The organism is Pseudomonas sp. F01002 (assembly GCF_004402115.1).
Taxonomy (GTDB): domain Bacteria; phylum Pseudomonadota; class Gammaproteobacteria; order Pseudomonadales; family Pseudomonadaceae; genus Aquipseudomonas; species Aquipseudomonas frigoris.
The window spans coordinates 1-16,649 of sequence record NZ_SOPU01000078.1; the positions used below are offsets into that span (position 1 = coordinate 1).

Genomic DNA, 16,649 nt, shown 5'->3' on the forward strand with positions numbered 1-16,649 from the left:
CATGCTTATCACCCTGTGTTCTCCTGCTCGAAAAGTGAGCAGAAGCAGTTGAACACCTGGGTCAGTTTTCAGTCGGCAGAACAGCCTCTACTGGGTCAGTTTTCGGTCAGCGGCAACATGAATATATCTACGGGCCCACTTAAATGCTCATCTGAATGACAAGGGGGTCATTTAGCTCAACGATGCTACGGGTGTTTAGCGAAGTGGAAACTGTGTCAAGGGCCGCCGCACCGGCTCATCGGGCTTGCCCGATGCACGGAGCGCCGGGGCGAAGCCTTCACCCTTGACGCAGTTGGAACGAGACCAACCTCCGCAAAGGGAGCTGATGGATGCTTTTCCCATCAGCTTCCCGCCGCGTCGCAAGGTAGATCTGGGGTGTCCAGAGGGGCAAAGCCCTTATGGCCCTAGCGGAGCGGCTGGAACCAACCTGATGGGCCATTTTCTTCCGGGCGGATTCCTCACGAGCCAAGAACTGATCCGCAGCATATTCCAGCGCAGCCCAGTAGTTGGCATCCTCGATCACCAGCTCGCCCTCGACAAATCTGTGCGCAATCATATTTCCACCCCCGGAATCCAAAGGCCACGCTTCACGAACTGCTTGAATGCGCCCTCAACGTACAGCGTACCCGTACGCACCTGCCATGCTCGATAGCTCCATTTGATAGCGAGGATCAAAAAGGGCAGTGTCATCGACAAAATGCTGATGCCAGTTGGGGCCGCACTACCTGTTGCAAGGCCGTACAAAGCAATAAGCGGACAAAGCACGGCAAACACCCAGAACATGCGCGATTGTCGCGTGTGTGACTTGATTAGGCCCGTCTGCTCTTCTTCACTCATGCCATTGAGTTGGGCACGCCCCTTTTTAGTGACGAGCGGAAGCAGCACCTTATTGATTGAATCTTGACCGCGCAGCGTAAAGACCCCGAAGCCACAACCGCCCGAGCAAGTCCAGGGATAGAGCGCGTTTTCGTCTGGTTCTGCATCCTTGTGAACAAACATCACACCATTGTCGCACATCGGGCAATGCGGGTTTCTGATCGTGCTCACCAAGTCTTTCAAATGTTGATGGTTCGACGAGATATTGCGCCATCCAAATATCGAAAGAGGTATAGAAACGAACGTGAATTTTGCGGCATTCTTTGCAGTTTTCAAAATTGTCATTTCAAAGCACCTGACGCGCGCGGCGGCAACGTTTCACGGAGATATTAGCCAGAACTTTTTCAGCTACAGCGATAAGCACCGCCATGATGTCCTGAGAGAGATTTTCTTCTACCTTGCATCCTTGTTTCATGGTTTCGACCTCCGGGGTCAGTGGTACAAATTACCGTCCCTTGTGGGCCGGATAATTACGGCGACGGATCGCTGTCGTTATCGCTTTTTCTGGTTGCTGCTTTGGTGGCCTCTACAGTCTGATCCCACCATTTTTTCATGAGCGCTACAGTATGTGGCGTTAGTTCTTGCAGCACGGGCTCATCAGCAGGCAGCACACGAATATATTTATTCTCTAACCAATTTTTAGAAAGATCGGAGTAATGTAAAACAAGCTTGGTGATCGTAGCTTGGGGAGCACTCTTTAATACGTGCATCGTGCTCATGGAGATAATAGAAAGGCTTGATATCGCATAGTTTGCTTCTTGAGTTGTCGCCAATAGGTTAGCGTTCTCTCTTTGCAACGCAGCATAGCTGGCCTTCCATTTGTTGTTTACCTCAATCCACTGGCTATTCGCATCCTCAAACCCTGCGTCATAACCTTCATTTCGGCCCTTTTGATAACCCTGTCTGCGGCCAATAATTACCCCAGTGGTCTCTGCGTTAAAGTCATAAGACATAGTTTTAGTCCCTTCACGTAATTATCGGCTTGTTATTGTTAGCGTTGCTATCTCGGCCACCAGGCCTCGGCGGAGTTTCAGAGTAAAACGACTCGCCACCGAATCCGCTAGGCCCGTCATCAGCAGCCCCCGACGGAACGACTCCCTGCGGGCCCGAGCTAAGCAACTTAGGTGCACCGTTCTGGCCACCACGGCCACCGCCGCCATCACCACCTTCGTGTTGAAGGCCAGATGATCCACCACCGGGAATTGGTTTTTTCCCGCTGCCGCCCCCGCCCAAGCTGCTCGGGCCAAATTTCTCGGTGTTAGAGCGCATCTCGTTAGTGGCCTGCGTCGACCCCATAGAGTCGATACCGATGCCAATCCATTTCAAGACCACATCCGGTAACGTCTGCGAAAGCCCAAAGATCATGTAGATTACAGGCAGCAATAACAGGCCGTACATGATGAGCCAGTTGCGCCATTGGAAGAACTCGACAAACCAACCCAAAGATTCCGCACTTGTCACGTTGGCCGCGCGCATCGCCCAAAATGCTTTACTGATATAAAGCAGAATTGGATTTGCTATTGCCATTGCTGCAAACAAACCGAAAACGATCAGCACTGGTCGAGCAAACAGCGACAACAACATTAAATAACCTTGGGTCTGCGAACCGACAAACGAACGCTCAGGCGTCATATGCATCAGGGCCCAAAGTGGCGCCGCCACAACTGATTGCAGAACGCCAAGAACCCATCCGACCACGGCAATAATAAAAATGGTATAGGGCAGGGATGGCAGAAAAACACCGAAGTAAAACGCTAATACTCCGACCCAATTAGCGACTTCAACGAGTGGCATTAAAAAATTATAGATTACCCATTCAAGCAATGTATCAGCCAGCGGGGTCGCATCAATACTAGTTCCGAAAAACGATACTGAGCCAACCCCAGCAGCTACCGCTTTGGCGCCTGATAGCGCGGTATGCACGATGCGATTTGTTGCTATAGCGGACGCCTGCATGATTGCCAGAATATCGCCAGTGGTCTTGATCCGGGCGATTGCATCGACGTCGCCATCCGTACCAATCAACGAGGCCGTAACTCGCTCCATACCCCAGCCAATAAAGTTGCTCATAATGCTATCGCCACGACTACCCAAGGTGTCGATGTTCAAATCATCCAGCGATGCCGGAGCTAAAGCCGCTTTGATGTCTGCTGCATTGGGCGTTACGGGCTGCTTGTAGCTTGAACCATCGAGCGACTTGCTAATGATCGCCTGATAGACAGTCTGATAACTGCTTAACGCCAACTGGCCCGCCGCGCCGTTCGGCAGCATGTTGAGATTCGGCTGCGTTGCAACCGCAACAGGCTCCGCAAACATAGCCCCCATTTCTTGCCGAATGCCAGAGAGGCGCTGATAAAACCCCCCAGCCATCGCCCAGCCGTCTTTAGTCACATCCTCGACGTACTTCGCCATTATTTTTTGTAGCGTCGTATCGTTCGTCATTTGCGACGTTAGATTTTGAGTAAGCGTATTTTGAGCTTGATTGATAATGGTGTTAAAGCGGTCACTGATAACGGCATCCCAGCCGGTCTTGGTTATATCCGTGGGCCAGGTATTCACCCATGCATCAATATCGGCCATCACCTTGTTCAAGGCGACTATCTTGGCGTTAAGCGCGGCATGCCGTACCGCCTGCATCGCGGCTTTGTTGCTGGTGATCGTAGCGGGGTCGAAAATAGAACCCGTAGAGGTCGAGGTCGTCACCAGCTCCGCAGGAGCGCTAAAGCTATAGACCTTGATCGCCCCACAAATTGGGGCGCCACCGCCAAGGTTGGTGGCCGAATTGCGATCCTTGACAAGATAGGTCGCCGCCTGTCGGCCTTCGCCGTCATCCACCTTGGAGTCAGGCGTGGAAAGCGCCTGTATGGCAGTAGGCTGGTCAAGCGAGCCATAGATCGCATTCAGTGACCGGGCGCACCAGCTGGACGCCAGATAGGCTTGGCCGAACTGGCGAATGTCGTACAAAGGATAGTTGGGGTTAGGCTTCGCACCGCTGCCAAACCCAAGCTGGCTGCTAACACTGCTGAGTGAGCCATTAACGATCCCGTTTTCAACACCAGCTCTAAACACACCGTTGGCAAAGCCAATGCCCCAAAGTCCAATCGTCAGCACGATGATCTGGATAAATGAATAGCCGCTTGATGCGGGCAGTAAGACCCCGCCGCCGAAAACGATACGCAAGGGAGTCCAAAGCGTGCTCCATGCCTTGCCCATCGCTTCGCCTTCATTGGCCGTGTTCGCGACGCCGACAATGGCGATATACGAAACGAATAAGGAGGCCAGCACCATCAGGCCCGAGTTGTATTGCACGAACATCGAGGCCAGCACGTTAGAGCTGGCAGTAACGGTTTCCGGGTCACTGCCTTGTGCCAAAGACTCAATGACCGGCCCAAAGACAGCTTGTAGCACTCCAACACTTGCGTCTGAGCAACTGCTCGCGCCGTCCGTAGTGCCGCACGGTGAAAAGGGCATGCCTGCCATTCGTAGAGCCTCGTGGGATATTTACATTTAAGTCTATAGGTCAGAAACCTCCTTTAAAATACGGGCAAAATTCGCACATGGACTATAGTCCATAACTTTCGGAAAGCACTTAGTTAACTTGATGATTTTATTAGTTTAAAAATATTTTCAATAACGCGAATAAACGCTAAAAAAGCGATCACAATAATGTTTCTTAAAAATTGGGCATAACTTAGACTCAGGGCACTCCATAACCTGCTAGCAGAGATGGCAAAAATTGAGATTTAAGCTCAAGTACCAGGACAGCAAAACACTAGGCATCCAGTACATCGGCAACCCTGTGACTTGTTTTCGCCTCCTGAATGAAACGACAAAAGGCGGCAATCAAAAGCAAAGCTACGTCTGCACGATTAGTCGATGGGACACCGAGCTACCGGAGCATGCTGTCCGGTTACTTACAGAGGTTGAAATAGGGGAGTGGAAAGCGTGGAAGAAGTCTCACGATGCTGGATTCAGACGCAAGCAACTTGAGGCTTCGCTGGATGCCTTGCCGCTCACACTGCGCTATGCGGCGGCGGCGCTGGCTGAGAGCGCACCCACCGCCAATGAGGTGCAAAAGGCCACCATCTGGTCGGCCCTGGACACATTCACACGAGCCTTGGAAAAGGCCAGAGTGGAGCGACCACCACGAGGGCCCGGTCGCCCGCCTGCAATGGACCTACCTGCGCCAGAAGAGGGGCTGCCCATAATGTCTAACCTCGATCAGCTCGGCTCCCCACTTGAGTGTGCCTACCGCTCCCTCGTAGAACGCTACAAGGCCTTACAAGCGCGCAGTAAGCTCTCCAACGAAAACGACGACATTGCTTAGCTGCCACGACGGGTGTTCAGTTGCTCGCGCATCCACTGACCATCCCGCCTCATCTCTGCCCGCAGTTCATCGACCTGTTCAGGCAGCAGCGAAAACAACGACCGCAAGGGCGGCTCTTTGGTCATGCGCTGACCATCTACCCTTTCCGGGTCGAACTGCTCTCTATCGAATGTCATGCCGTATACCTCTACATATTCAAAATGTGCCGGGCACTCACGACCCCAAGGATCGTGCACCCATAAATCACCCAGACCGTCCCGGATGACGTAATACGCGCCGGGATCGTTCCGCACCATGAGCGGCAGAACAGCGTGGAACTCCTGGGCGTCGGGGTCGAACCGCCATGCATACTTCATTCTTTCTAACATGATCCTGCTCTCAAATATCCAAGTCCGGTGTGTCTCGGTCGAGTGAGTTCTGACGCTCGCGATCTTGTTCTTCTTGACGCGGTCGCAACCGCTGAGCCTGGGCCTGTCGAGCGGCTCGCTGATCGTGCTGGCTCGGTGCAGGCTCGCTATCTAGGTGAAAATCCATCAGTATCTGCCTCGCATAATCGCGCTTCTCTGTCCAATCAATGACCGATAAATCGTGTTCTATGATCGCCTGGTTCCACGCATCATCTCTAAACTTAACGGCATCGGGATGATCGCTAGTTAAGTGCTCGCGGCGCGCCGCCAATGGCCGGGTCACATTCTTGTCAAAGTCTTCGTCCCACTGCATGGCCTTGCCTTTCGCCATATGTCGACCAATGAAGCCGCCCGCCTTCTCCGGATCAGGACGTTCGCCCAACGACTCCCGGAATGTACAAGCCAGCTTAGACCGATACCGAAGTATGTCGGCATCGACTGCTTCCATCTCTACATAGTCACGGACTGGCCGGACCGGCTCCCTTGCTGATAAAACTTGTTTTGCCGCGTCTCGCGTCATTCCAGGCTGCTGGGTTGCTATCTTGGCCTCCGCCAGCGTCCCCAAAACATCGACCTGCTTTTGATCTTCCACAACACGCTGCCGCTTTTGGTCTATATCGGCCTTGATCGCGTCCTTACGCCGTTGCTCAAGCTCAGGATCGGCAAACCGTACGTCTAGCCGCCGCTCAGCCGCCACTGCAAGTACACGATCCCGGAATTCTTGATCGCCATGCACGACTACAGCGCCGAATTTTTCTTTCGCAAGAAGCAACCCCATCTCGATGCTGTCCGGATCGTTGTGGCTGTCATTGTTGAGGGTGATACGTTGCCCTTCATCTCGGAACGCCAGGCGGTTATTAATCAAATAGTTCACCGAACCTGTAGAACGATCGACAGCCCATGTAACGCGCTCCGAAAGCCTCGTAGGCCACACCGGGTCAAGATCACTATCCGAAAAAGCTGAAAAATATGCCTGCTGTGTGTTCGCAATGTATCGCTCCTGCGGATGCTTGCCCTTACGCTTGTCTGCGTGGGTAAAGCCCCGAAGCTGCGATATGGCTGCCAGATCGCCAGCCTCTGCACGATCCCCCACCCAGTCCCGATAAGATGGATATTTCTCTTTTCGTAGACTGGCATTTTCAGCCTTAAATATGACTTTTAATTCGTCTCGTCTGGTCGCAGCAGTAAACGCTGCGACCGATAGAAGTGCTCTGCGATGATTGCCGTCTAGCCCACTTCGACGGATGGCATCCCGTTCTGTCCTAAGTCGATCAGTGAGCGCTTTACGCCGCAATTTCTGGGTGTTGGCTAACTCAGCCTTAGCCGGGGCTTTCATGCCCTTCCACTCAACGACAAAACCTTCATATTTTCCGCGCAGCTCTTCGCGTTCTTTGGCGCGCTTCTCGCGGTTTTCGGCGCGCTTAGTTGGATCACGCAATGGGCGATACTTGCTATAGGTCTGATTCTCTACCGCTTCCCGGTCAAAATGCCGGGTTTCAAGTGGCTCGTAAGGGCCAAGCTGCTTTATAAGTTTTCCCCCTCCTAACCCCATGTCAGATGCCTTGATCGGAGCTTGGGCGGGATCACGTACCGACGCCACATAGAAAGCGTTGTTTCGTTCATTTGCTGGTCTTAACTCAAGTCCATGAGTGGCTAGAATGGTATGCAACGTCTGCCACGATGCCTTGGCGGATTTCATTAGCGCCCCAGCATCATTTTTGGGCTGGCCTTTGGCATAGCCTGCTAACGACTCATTGCCGCTGTGAACCTCAAACTGCCGGGCCTTCTCTGGCAGATCTGCGCGCATCCCTTCCCGTGCCTTGAGTCGGTTTGCTGCACTCGTATGGGTCCAATCTATAGACTTCTTACCGTCAACCTCTCTGACAGAAAAAGGCCCATTATCGTGTTTCCACCCTTGGTCAATTTCGATCTGTCGCATTGCCTTATCTAAGGTGAATTTCGAAAACGACATTTTCGGTACTCGGTGCGTATCCGGGTGAACCTTATTCACCATCATATGCAAGTGCGCATTGTCGGTATCACGGTGTATGGCCGACAGAAACTCGTGGCCGTCAAGCCCAATAGCGGCGAGCGCAAATTTACCCGCATCAAAAGCTTGATCGTCGGTTGGGGACTCTCCTACTGACCAGCTCAGAACAAGGTGCATTACCGGGTCTTTCGTGCGCGTACTACGAACAGAAGTACCCCACATTTCAATCCACGCTGTGTCCTCAGAAAGGCAGTTTGTTTGCACTGCTACTGCCCCAACTGTAACTTCCCCAGTCTCAGGATCAACACCATGTCGAAGACTGTTTATGTACTTAGACAGACTACGAAAACTTGTCTTCCCATCGCTCCGACGGCCGCCAATTTTAGCGATCATCGCTATCCGCTTCCTCAACGTCTGGAGCTATGCGTTTGAGGGCCAATGCCGCCTCGTCAACAGCATGCTTAAACGCAATCAATATCTCCGACGTCTGCTGTGAATACGCACCACCACTGCTATTAAATAGCTCTTTTTGCAAGCCACCTAAACTACGCAATTGGGCGGCAAACGTCTTTATGTCTGCACAGATAATACGGTCTGATTGGTTCCGTATACGACGACTCAATCCAGCGCAACGAATAAACATCGACAATGATATGCCTGCATCCTCGGCTTTAGCTTTCAGCGCGTCTGCCTCTTCGGGCAGACAGCGAGTATGAACGACCACAGTCCGTTTCCTTATATTCGAACCAGAACGACCATTTGAGGCCATAACAAACTCCGCTTCTAGTGGCCGCACAGCGGCAGGGGTCTCGGGGCGTAGCCCTGAGCAGGGCAGGTTAGGGGCGATGACGAGCGAAGCGAGGAAGAACCCCGGTGAGATACCAGCACGAAGTGCGCGGTAGCTCAAACCACACCCTGTCCTCAGCTTTAAACCTAAAGCCAAGTATTAAGCATGTCAACCAGGTTACTAATATCAACACTTACACAATATCACCACAATGCAACCACACTACAATAATAGCAACCTAGAAATTACCGCAGTATCCCCACAACCTAAACACTTAACAACCATACTATTACCCTGTTATCACTACATTTCCATCACATTCTTACCATATTACTACCACCCTTTTATCAAGCTATCATCCCAGTTGAACCACAGTTAAATAAAAACAATGAAATGCCTTTACCTTGCCATATCGAAGTCCAAAGCGACTTATTGCCACAAAAAAATGCTGCATGCGCATGTCATTAGGTGTATCTAGATATCGGCTATGAACTGCGGGACAAGGCGTCGTGCAGCTAGTAACTTCGCTGACAAGCTGAGGCAGATAGCCGAAAGTTAAAACTCTAGAGAGGTTGAAGTGAATGCAGCCATACGCTTTATTATGGCTAAGCTAGAGCTAGCTGAGATGGTTTAAGCAGGTTTATTGGCTAAAAGCAGTTTTGATAGCTCCGAGACACGTATAAAACTATTCTGCCCTTCTGCACTGCCTGCTGCTCCTTTCGCAGCAATTCCCACTACGTGCTGACGAGCATTAATTACCGGCCCTCCACTGTTTCCTGGATACAACATTTTATCAACTTCAGAATGCATCACTGGAGGTTTAGACAAAGGATACTTGTTAGTCACTTGTGCACGCATCACCCCTACCTTCGCACCATTTTTAACATTAGGAAATCCCAAAACAACTACCGGATCGCCAATACTTGGTTCCTCACCCTCCTCCAAGTGAAAAAACTCATCAACCTGAAGATCCAAAACTTTAAGAACAGCGATATCAGTATTATAATCCTGAAACAACACTTCCGCCTGATACCGAACGCTCTCATCGTCTACCTGGTATATTTCACACTCAGTTACCCTAACACCCTTTTCTTCGAGCACATGGGCGCAAGTCACCAATATGTCCTTGGATATCATAAACCCTGAACCTTGAGATATAATACAATCTCCCGGCACATCAATAGCACCTCAACAACCCAACACTTGGAACGGACAAATTTATTTACTGCAATACTTGCCTCTCGCTCAGAAGTTAAAACCACTGACGATGGAACTTTGTATTTTAAAGGCAGGACATTAAAACGATTTGAAAGTCTTGCGTATACAGGTGAACTTTTACCAAAGACCTGATGAATAAATAGCAAACGGCCTTGGACGTGTACTGCTAAGGGAGTAGTCGAGCCGGGATTTTTCTCAGATCGCCTCTCGTTAGAAACCTCTTCTCCGACTTGCTCTAATGAATGGATCATCGCAGCTGTCTTACGGACATATTTTCTGTCTACGTTAGCTTTAGAATTCACCACCAAACCGGTAACGATTTGTTTTTCAGAGTTTGAGAGCAGCCGGGTCTTCCTCTTATTTTCGCTAAAGCCAAAGTCAGCAATGATTGCAGCCACTGCACTACCTAATTCTGCTTTGTAATGACTCAGTTCTCCTTGTCGCGAGGAAACCTTAACTATATCTGCGGGGATGAACCGCAACGGACACTTAAAGGAAAATGAAATATCATCCGCATACCTAGAATAAGTCGCTTTAAACCTAACGGCTAGACTGTATAGCAGTCTATCCATACTTGCACAAAACATATTAGAAAGTATTGGTGATGTGGGTGCACCTTGAGGAAGTGACCCATTCAGCGTACACAGGTGGGCTATAACAGTCGCGGTTTCCGGCATTAAGGAATACGGTTCAGCAATGAGCAGGCCTCTGATGCGATGAAACCTTACTGACGGAAAAAAGTCCTCCAGATCCATGTTGAATACGTATTTACTTCTACAGTGTAACTTTGCATTTTTTGCTATATTAAAACCAGCTATGAAACCTGTGACGCCCTTTCTCGGCGTATAAATCTCAGCTAGTCGGATGGCCAAACGAGCTTGCAACGTCTTGAGTTTATCGTCGGGCGCCAATATCAAGCGCTTTGCCCCATTCTTTTTAGGAATGGAGAATTGCGTATAACAATCCGCTATGGGTCGACTATAATAAAAGTATTTTATCTTCGAGTAACTAGTCCCTAGCATTACAGCAAGCTCATCCGGCGTTGTAGCAGGACTAAGCCTATCGAAAAGCAAAAAGCCCCCACCCATATTTCACCCTATTCCTTCAGAGTATCGTCCAGAGTTATCCAGCGCGATGTTGCGTATAGCATTGTCGTGTAGGGTCGCGTTTGAACAACCCAATTTAATACCTGGATGGGGCATGTGCAAGCGTATGCGAAATCATACACTCAGGCAATATACGCACGAATTTTCCACCTAGCGGAGAAAAATACGCAAATCTAAGGAGGCCTCAGAATATTCCGGGCGTCCTAAACAGGGGTATCGTTCAGCGGATTTGCGAGCAGGCGTGATAGGCCTCGCAAGCTACTTACGAGGCGACCTCAATTTTTCTGGGAAAAGTTTTTCCTCACAGCTGCCTGATGTGCGCTTTAGAGCAGTACATCTCAAGTCCGAGAGTACGATGTGAACCTGATGAAGCCAGATTCCGAATGGGCGTTTAACCAGGTTCCTAGAACAATCGCCGCCGATCCACCACACGCCACCAATCGCGCTAGGTGGGCTCGACGGATAGCTGCCACATGACGACCATCAGTCGTTTATCCGGAAATGTAAATTACCACGCACACCGAATACGCCCCCTCGATGAATCCTAAGCCCCTGCTCCTGGGTCTATTACCTTAGGAGTAAGCCTTTCTGCAGCCGATCTGAAAACCAGAGGGGCTGTGATGCCAATATTCATAGCCAAGAGCGCATTAATGCTTCCACCAGACTGCTGGTGAAGATAAACAAGAAAGCCTCCCGCGAGAGGAAGTATAAAATACGGAACCCAATACCAGAGATCTTTTAAATCGGGCCTTTGAGTCTGGGGCAGCTTATGTACCTCGGCCAGCTCAAGCAGCTTTATAATTAGCGCGCTTGCGGCGGCAGTCAGCACGGGTGGTGAAATAATTTGATCCATCAGTCAGCCCTATTCCTCAACGCGGATCCAATTCTTGACCATGTACTAGACTCTTTGCTGTGTTTGTTTCTGGTTGTGAATAGGGCCTCCCCCATGGGGCTAAAAGCAGACGACTGGATAATTAACGCACTATTTTTCCCTATTATCTCTTTCACCCGATCAGGTGAAACCCCTGTAAATTTCGAGATCCCAGATATAGTCCTCCACTTGTAGTTTTTGTCTTCAAGGGCACGAATCACCTTCTCCAAATCATCAGACATGTCTACGCCCCGTCAAACGTTTATCGCAATAGGAATTTGCACGCGCGGGGAAATGGCCACAAGTGCACTATATTTAGCTTGAATTTTTTCGTATAAATCTGGTGTTGTTTTCGATGAAACAGTTACCACGAGAGCATAAGTCAGCTTAGGCGCTCGCCTAGGTGAAACGCTGTTTCCTGGTTCTCTTGCTATATAATGAATATCGAAAACCGGGTCTGAAAGCGATGAAGCCCTTTTTTTAACCTTAGCACTTCGAACGGTATCCCATTTATGTGCATCCGTTCGAAGTTCTTGTTCGTTACTTTGCGTATGCCGCCCGAAAAAAGCAGACGTAGCAGGGAAGCGTGAATCTTTTTTCTTCTGTTTGGGGTCAAATTTATTTTTGTGAGGTCGAAATTTTACATCAAGGCCAGCCCGGGTATATTCCCCAGGAGTATGAGGATCAGTAGTGCACGTATAGCAAAATGTTGCCTTTATGATGACATCGCCTTTGAGGACTTCATCAGGAAGCGGGATGGGGGCTCGAAGAACTTTTCCAGGTTCAAGCTTGCCGGTAAATAAGATCTTTACCTCGCCATCTTGACACATAGTAATTCTACGGATGTCCGACTCGGCCACGCCCCATCCTACCTCTTCGACCGGGTGTCCAGGATTAGAGGCTGAATGAATGAGCAGAGACCTGATGGCGGGAGTGGTCAAAGAATTTCCAAAGTACGCTCTTAAACCAGCTGCCAGTCTTATTACAGCCGGCGTAGAAAAACTAGTACCGCAGTCTTCTGCGATCGAGGGCCCAGGGAAAATAAACTTGAACTTATTGTCGTCCACTCCTCCGAAGGCTACGAGGTCAGGCTTAACCAGTCCAGGGCTTCGCCCAGGACCGATTGAACTGTACACCGCCCTACTCCAACCTTCATGATGGCCATTACTAGCACCTATGGCTAAAGCGTTTACCGAGTCACTCGGAACTTGAATTCGACTATCAGGCCAAGCCTCATCGCCATAATTTCCGACTGCGACGGCGGCAAGGATATCACCCTCTCCCAGGTGATCATCTAACATTGATGTCCAAGCGGTAACCTCGTCGTCTCCTGCAACTTGCGCAGGGCCTATACTGAAGGAAATCAAGGGGTAGTTTGACTGAGACAAAATATTATCGATATATAGCATTACTTCATACAGACTGCCATCTGTCAGTTCGTCACCCAATACGCGATAATGGTCTACTTCCGCGTATGGACGCTCCAAGCTGCCCGGTTGAACATTTCCGAAAAGCAGTGCAGATGTAACCGCTTGTCCATGGTCTAGGTATGCTGGGATAGGAGCGCCGATCCGGAATGACCCACTTGGCTCTATATTTTTGGCCCATAACCCGAACGGGTGGTTGCCTGGCAGACCGCCATCAAACACTGCTATTTTAAAAGTTTCGTCGAGAGCCTTATCAACGGGAATGGATAAGCGGCCGCTGCCAGTGCTTCTCAACATCTGGGGACGGCTTACTGTCCGAAGTACAGGCATTTTCCGAATGGCTCGGATGAAAGAGAATTTCGCCAGATTTTGCACCGATGCTTCAGTCCCCTCCGCACTTAAAAATAGCAACCCTCGACTTTGATAGGACCTTGACATATCCAACTTAACTTTACTTTTTGATGCATACCTCTGAAAGTCAGCTTCCCAGTCAATATCGACAGCACTATCAAAATGCACAACTATTTCTATCTTATTTGAACTCTCGTCAAACTCTCCCAGCATTCTATCTTCCGGCTTTAAAAGCTCTAAGCTTTCAATTTTCACAAGATCGTCTGAGACCTTGCTATCCTCATCTAAGTTTACTAGAGAATTCTTAAAATCCTGAAACGATTCCGGCGATCCCGCAACATACAAAATAGTGGATGCTATGCCTGCATCTTTTTCGCTTCCTCGTCCCGACTTCGGCTTGCTCTTGCTTGGCTTACTACCAATTAGCCTTAGCGAATATTCGGCAAGCAAAGCAACTGGAAAACCAGAGCGTGCAATATATTGAGGATGGAGCGTAAGTGAGGTAACAGCTTTGCCATCTGCCAAGGCATCTTTTGGGGTCGCCGCAATTTCAGTTATGACATCATCTAACATTTGACCAATTCGGCCTACTTGTTCACCCAACTTATATGGTGGTACGGGCTCCCCGAAGCCCGATTTAAAGGGCACGTGATCTGCCAGTTTTTCCCCGCGCCCGAATAGAAATCTTTCTTTCTCGGCCATTATTTAGCTCCTGCTGACAATGCTGATCGAAGTGTATCCCTAGAAACGCCGGTAATTTTGCTGGCTGTTCGTTGTGAGGCTTTCCCCTTAGTCACCAATAGTAATGCTAGCTGCTTTCTCTGAGCGCGATCATCTGGGCACTGACGCTCCAATAGCATTTTCAAAAAACTTGTAGCGCCATTTTCTCCCTCTAACAGCTGAGCCTTCCGCAAATTATTTATTTCTCTCTGGAAGTCACTGTAGGACGTCTCCTGCATAAGCGCCGCTACGAAATACAACCAATCCTTAGGCAAGTTGCTTCCAGATGTCAGCACACTGCCGACTCGCAATAGATCTTCTGTGCTTGGACGCTTAAATTCTACAACCTGATCAAACCGTCGCTGCACAGCTGGATCAAGTAGGTGATAATGGTTTGTGGCTGCAATCAGCAAATTTGTCCCTTGCCACTGATCAAGCTCTTGAAGAATGACAGTAACTAAGCGCTTCGTTTCGCCAACATCCGAGTTATCGTCCCGTTTCTTTGCGATGGCATCAAGCTCATCCAACAATAAGACGCACGGCCGCGAGCGTGCGTACTCAAGAGATCGCTTAATATTGTTTCCCGTTTTTCCAAGGTAGCTGCTTACGACTGTAGCTAGATCCAAGGTAAGTAATGGAACTTTTAACTTCTGTGCTAAATACTTAGCACAGACGGTCTTACCGACCCCAGGCGGCCCGGTGAATAGAATTTTGCTCGTAGGCATTATTCCTGCATCGATGAGCTTCTTAGTATTTTTCCGTTCGGAAATAATCAGGTTCAGAGGCCCCTTAATTTCTTCCGAACTTACAAAACCATTTGGAAGCGTTACCGGATCCTCGACGTTCAGAAGCTCACTATTTGTTTCGTTGTCGGCAGGTACAGGAGAAGTTAGACCAGAATCCTTCACACGGCGCATGGCACTGGTTGCAGTTTGGTCGAAGCGCTGCGAAAAAACTTCATTCTGAATGAGTTCAGCTATCGGGCTTCCGGTTTCTCGGAGGCTTCTTACTAGGCGCAAGGCTTGAATTCGCACCTTCTCGCCATCGCCCAACGCGCCAACCTTTGCGATCTGGACTAATTTGCTGATGACGTCGCTGAACTCGTCCATTTTTCGGTTAAACCTCTGATTTTAAAGCTTCTGACGGTGGACTAGCGCTCATTATCCCATCGGCACTGTGGACGTACAAGAGAGTTTACGACGAACGACACGATTTCGCTGGATGGATGACCAGTTCTTCTGATTTTTCCTCGACTCCGTGCTCTCCCAGAGAGCGTTATAAAGTTCAACGCAATCACCTGCCCGCTGGGGCGTAACGGCTCCACCCGTACAGCCTGTAACGTCCCGACAGCGATCACGAATAGCTCTCAGCATCGCTGCCGCTTCCCCTTTATGCTTCTCGCTTGGGCTTGGGCTTGGGCTTGGGCTTGCGGGGGTACAGCAAGCCCTGCTGAGCGCCTAGCGCGGCAAAGGCTTGTGGCGTTCGCTAAGGCATTGGAATAATGACTGTAAGTGTCGAGCCTTTGATGCTCGCGATCATAAAATCTGACCTCGCCTCAAGCGCCCTGGGATCCCGCTGAATCACAAACAACCTCATTCGAGCTTACTTTGGGAATCGCCAAGCGAGGCATTCAAAACAGCTTTAGCTCCATAGTGCTGATGACTGCTTGATTTGCCGCGCAGTTCTCGGCAACTGAAAACTAGAGCCACAATCGACCTCGTCCGGACGACTTTTCCAACCCAACTCGGCTCGTCCTAGCGACGGCACCACTGCGAGCAATTCAGACAGGACTGGACCACCGGATGGCTACCACTTCACGCAGCCTATCTTTGCGGAAAGATAAACAACCCTGAACACTACTAGCGAATCTAACTGACGCCTCGCTCCGCTCGTTGTCGGCCGGACACCAAAGCCGGACAGCTTCGCCATCCTGCTTTGCTAGCCGGCTCAACTGACTCCGATGCATGTCACCTCACGGACAAGCGTCACCTAACGTTGCATTTGCCGAATACGCTTGGCGATCGGAATGTTACAGCCCTTTGATCAAGCCGGCGCGCAAACGCGCCCGGTTGAGTCCTGGGTCGGCTTGCCGGCCTGGGGCGATTTATCCGGGTCTTAGCGCCCCAAAGGGTGGCCGCAGGCCAGGGCAGGTGAGCTTCATCCACCTGCGCCGCTTAGACGGGTTGTCACGCCATCGTGAGGGCTCCGTTCCGCGCCGTGCCATAGGCACGAAGTGCGCGGTGCATTAATGCTCTTCGAGGTATGAACACCTCGGAAAGCTATTTTTTTTACCGAAGGGGGTTACTGACGAGGGTATAAAATTCCATTTATTAAAAACCGCCCGCAGTGACGTATGGCACGCCCGTGGATATGCATGTCAGGGCTACTGAAACGAGTGATTTTGTCGACTATTGATGACCGGACAGCAGCCGAAAAGTGAGTACTTTTTTAGCACCTTAATCGCGTACAAAATGCGAGTACTACAAAGCCTCCGCTTGAGCGGATACAAAAATAAGGCAACGCAAACTGTCCGTCCGCCGGCTCAGGTTAGGACAAAGGATATTGTCAG

Annotated in this window: 13 protein-coding genes; 1 reads left to right on the forward strand and 12 read right to left on the reverse strand. The window is 50.1% G+C overall.

Annotated elements, in window-relative coordinates; genetic code table 11:
- Nucleotides 1-552: 552 nt before the first annotated feature.
- The 4 genes from E3W21_RS29135 to E3W21_RS29145 are packed head-to-tail and all read right to left on the reverse strand — an operon-like array spanning nt 553 to nt 4,356.
- Nucleotides 553-1,161, reverse strand: a complete 609-nt coding sequence (locus E3W21_RS29135) for a hypothetical protein (protein WP_134423110.1) — start codon at nt 1,159-1,161, stop codon at nt 553-555.
- A gap of 1 nt (nt 1,162) precedes the next feature.
- Complete coding sequence (locus tag E3W21_RS32080; protein ID WP_256661695.1) at nt 1,163-1,291, reverse strand: hypothetical protein; 129 nt, start codon at nt 1,289-1,291, stop codon at nt 1,163-1,165.
- 55 nt (nt 1,292-1,346) lie between these two features.
- Nucleotides 1,347-1,829: a hypothetical protein gene (locus E3W21_RS29140; RefSeq protein WP_134423112.1), complete on the reverse strand. Its 483-nt coding sequence runs from the start codon at nt 1,827-1,829 to the stop codon at nt 1,347-1,349.
- A 13-nt stretch (nt 1,830-1,842) separates the two neighbouring features.
- Complete coding sequence (locus tag E3W21_RS29145) at nt 1,843-4,356, reverse strand: DotA/TraY family protein (protein ID WP_134423114.1); 2,514 nt, start codon at nt 4,354-4,356, stop codon at nt 1,843-1,845.
- Nucleotides 4,357-4,612: 256 nt separating this feature from the next.
- Between E3W21_RS29145 and E3W21_RS29150 the strand changes: the two genes are divergently transcribed.
- Nucleotides 4,613-5,203: a hypothetical protein gene (locus E3W21_RS29150; protein WP_134423116.1), complete on the forward strand. Its 591-nt coding sequence runs from the start codon at nt 4,613-4,615 to the stop codon at nt 5,201-5,203.
- Here the strand turns inward: E3W21_RS29150 and E3W21_RS29155 are convergent.
- The 8 genes from E3W21_RS29155 to E3W21_RS29190 all read right to left on the reverse strand — a co-directional run bounded on the left by E3W21_RS29155 (nt 5,200) and on the right by E3W21_RS29190 (nt 15,189).
- Nucleotides 5,200-5,559 (reverse strand): hypothetical protein, encoded by a 360-nt coding sequence (locus E3W21_RS29155; RefSeq protein WP_256661696.1) that lies wholly within the window; start codon nt 5,557-5,559, stop codon nt 5,200-5,202. The two genes, E3W21_RS29150 and E3W21_RS29155, sit on opposite strands and share 4 nt — an antisense overlap.
- A 22-nt stretch (nt 5,560-5,581) precedes the next feature.
- Nucleotides 5,582-7,993 (reverse strand): TraI/MobA(P) family conjugative relaxase, encoded by a 2,412-nt coding sequence (gene traI, locus E3W21_RS29160; RefSeq protein WP_134423120.1) that lies wholly within the window; start codon nt 7,991-7,993, stop codon nt 5,582-5,584.
- Nucleotides 7,983-8,324: a plasmid mobilization protein MobA gene (gene mobA / locus E3W21_RS29165; RefSeq protein ID WP_095162368.1), complete on the reverse strand. Its 342-nt coding sequence runs from the start codon at nt 8,322-8,324 to the stop codon at nt 7,983-7,985. Before mobA ends, traI begins: the two co-directional genes overlap by 11 nt.
- Nucleotides 8,325-9,017: 693 nt before the next feature.
- Nucleotides 9,018-9,503 (reverse strand): serine protease, encoded by a 486-nt coding sequence (locus tag E3W21_RS29170; protein WP_166793885.1) that lies wholly within the window; start codon nt 9,501-9,503, stop codon nt 9,018-9,020.
- Nucleotides 9,504-9,520: 17 nt separating this feature from the next.
- Complete coding sequence (locus E3W21_RS29175) at nt 9,521-10,693, reverse strand: reverse transcriptase domain-containing protein (protein WP_134423124.1); 1,173 nt, start codon at nt 10,691-10,693, stop codon at nt 9,521-9,523.
- Nucleotides 10,694-11,255: 562 nt separating this feature from the next.
- Nucleotides 11,256-11,564 carry a hypothetical protein gene (locus tag E3W21_RS29180; protein WP_134423126.1) on the reverse strand — a complete coding sequence of 103 codons (309 nt, stop codon included), beginning with the start codon at nt 11,562-11,564 and terminating at the stop codon, nt 11,256-11,258.
- A gap of 272 nt (nt 11,565-11,836) precedes the next feature.
- Nucleotides 11,837-14,062, reverse strand: a complete 2,226-nt coding sequence (locus tag E3W21_RS29185) for a S8 family peptidase (protein ID WP_134423128.1) — start codon at nt 14,060-14,062, stop codon at nt 11,837-11,839.
- Nucleotides 14,062-15,189, reverse strand: coding sequence for an AAA family ATPase (locus E3W21_RS29190; protein ID WP_134423130.1), 1,128 nt, complete (start codon nt 15,187-15,189; stop codon nt 14,062-14,064). The genes E3W21_RS29185 and E3W21_RS29190 overlap by 1 nt, the downstream gene beginning before the upstream one ends.
- Nucleotides 15,190-16,649 lie beyond the last annotated feature (1,460 nt).

Excerpts from the sequence above, each read along its gene's own strand:
- E3W21_RS29140 (WP_134423112.1), bottom strand. The coding sequence starts at position 1,829 with ATGTCTTATGACTTTAACGCAGAGACCACTGGGGTAATTATTGGCCGC.
- E3W21_RS29185 (WP_134423128.1), bottom strand. The coding sequence starts at position 14,062 with ATGGCCGAGAAAGAAAGATTTCTATTCGGGCGCGGGGAAAAACTGGCA.
- E3W21_RS29135 (WP_134423110.1), bottom strand. The coding sequence starts at position 1,161 with ATGACAATTTTGAAAACTGCAAAGAATGCCGCAAAATTCACGTTCGTT.
- E3W21_RS32080 (WP_256661695.1), bottom strand. The coding sequence starts at position 1,291 with ATGAAACAAGGATGCAAGGTAGAAGAAAATCTCTCTCAGGACATCATG.
- E3W21_RS29145 (WP_134423114.1), bottom strand. The coding sequence starts at position 4,356 with ATGGCAGGCATGCCCTTTTCACCGTGCGGCACTACGGACGGCGCGAGC.
- traI (WP_134423120.1), bottom strand. The coding sequence starts at position 7,993 with ATGATCGCTAAAATTGGCGGCCGTCGGAGCGATGGGAAGACAAGTTTT.
- E3W21_RS29190 (WP_134423130.1), bottom strand. The coding sequence starts at position 15,189 with ATGGACGAGTTCAGCGACGTCATCAGCAAATTAGTCCAGATCGCAAAG.
- E3W21_RS29180 (WP_134423126.1), bottom strand. The coding sequence starts at position 11,564 with ATGGATCAAATTATTTCACCACCCGTGCTGACTGCCGCCGCAAGCGCG.
- E3W21_RS29175 (WP_134423124.1), bottom strand. The coding sequence starts at position 10,693 with ATGGGTGGGGGCTTTTTGCTTTTCGATAGGCTTAGTCCTGCTACAACG.
- E3W21_RS29155 (WP_256661696.1), bottom strand. The coding sequence starts at position 5,559 with ATGAAGTATGCATGGCGGTTCGACCCCGACGCCCAGGAGTTCCACGCT.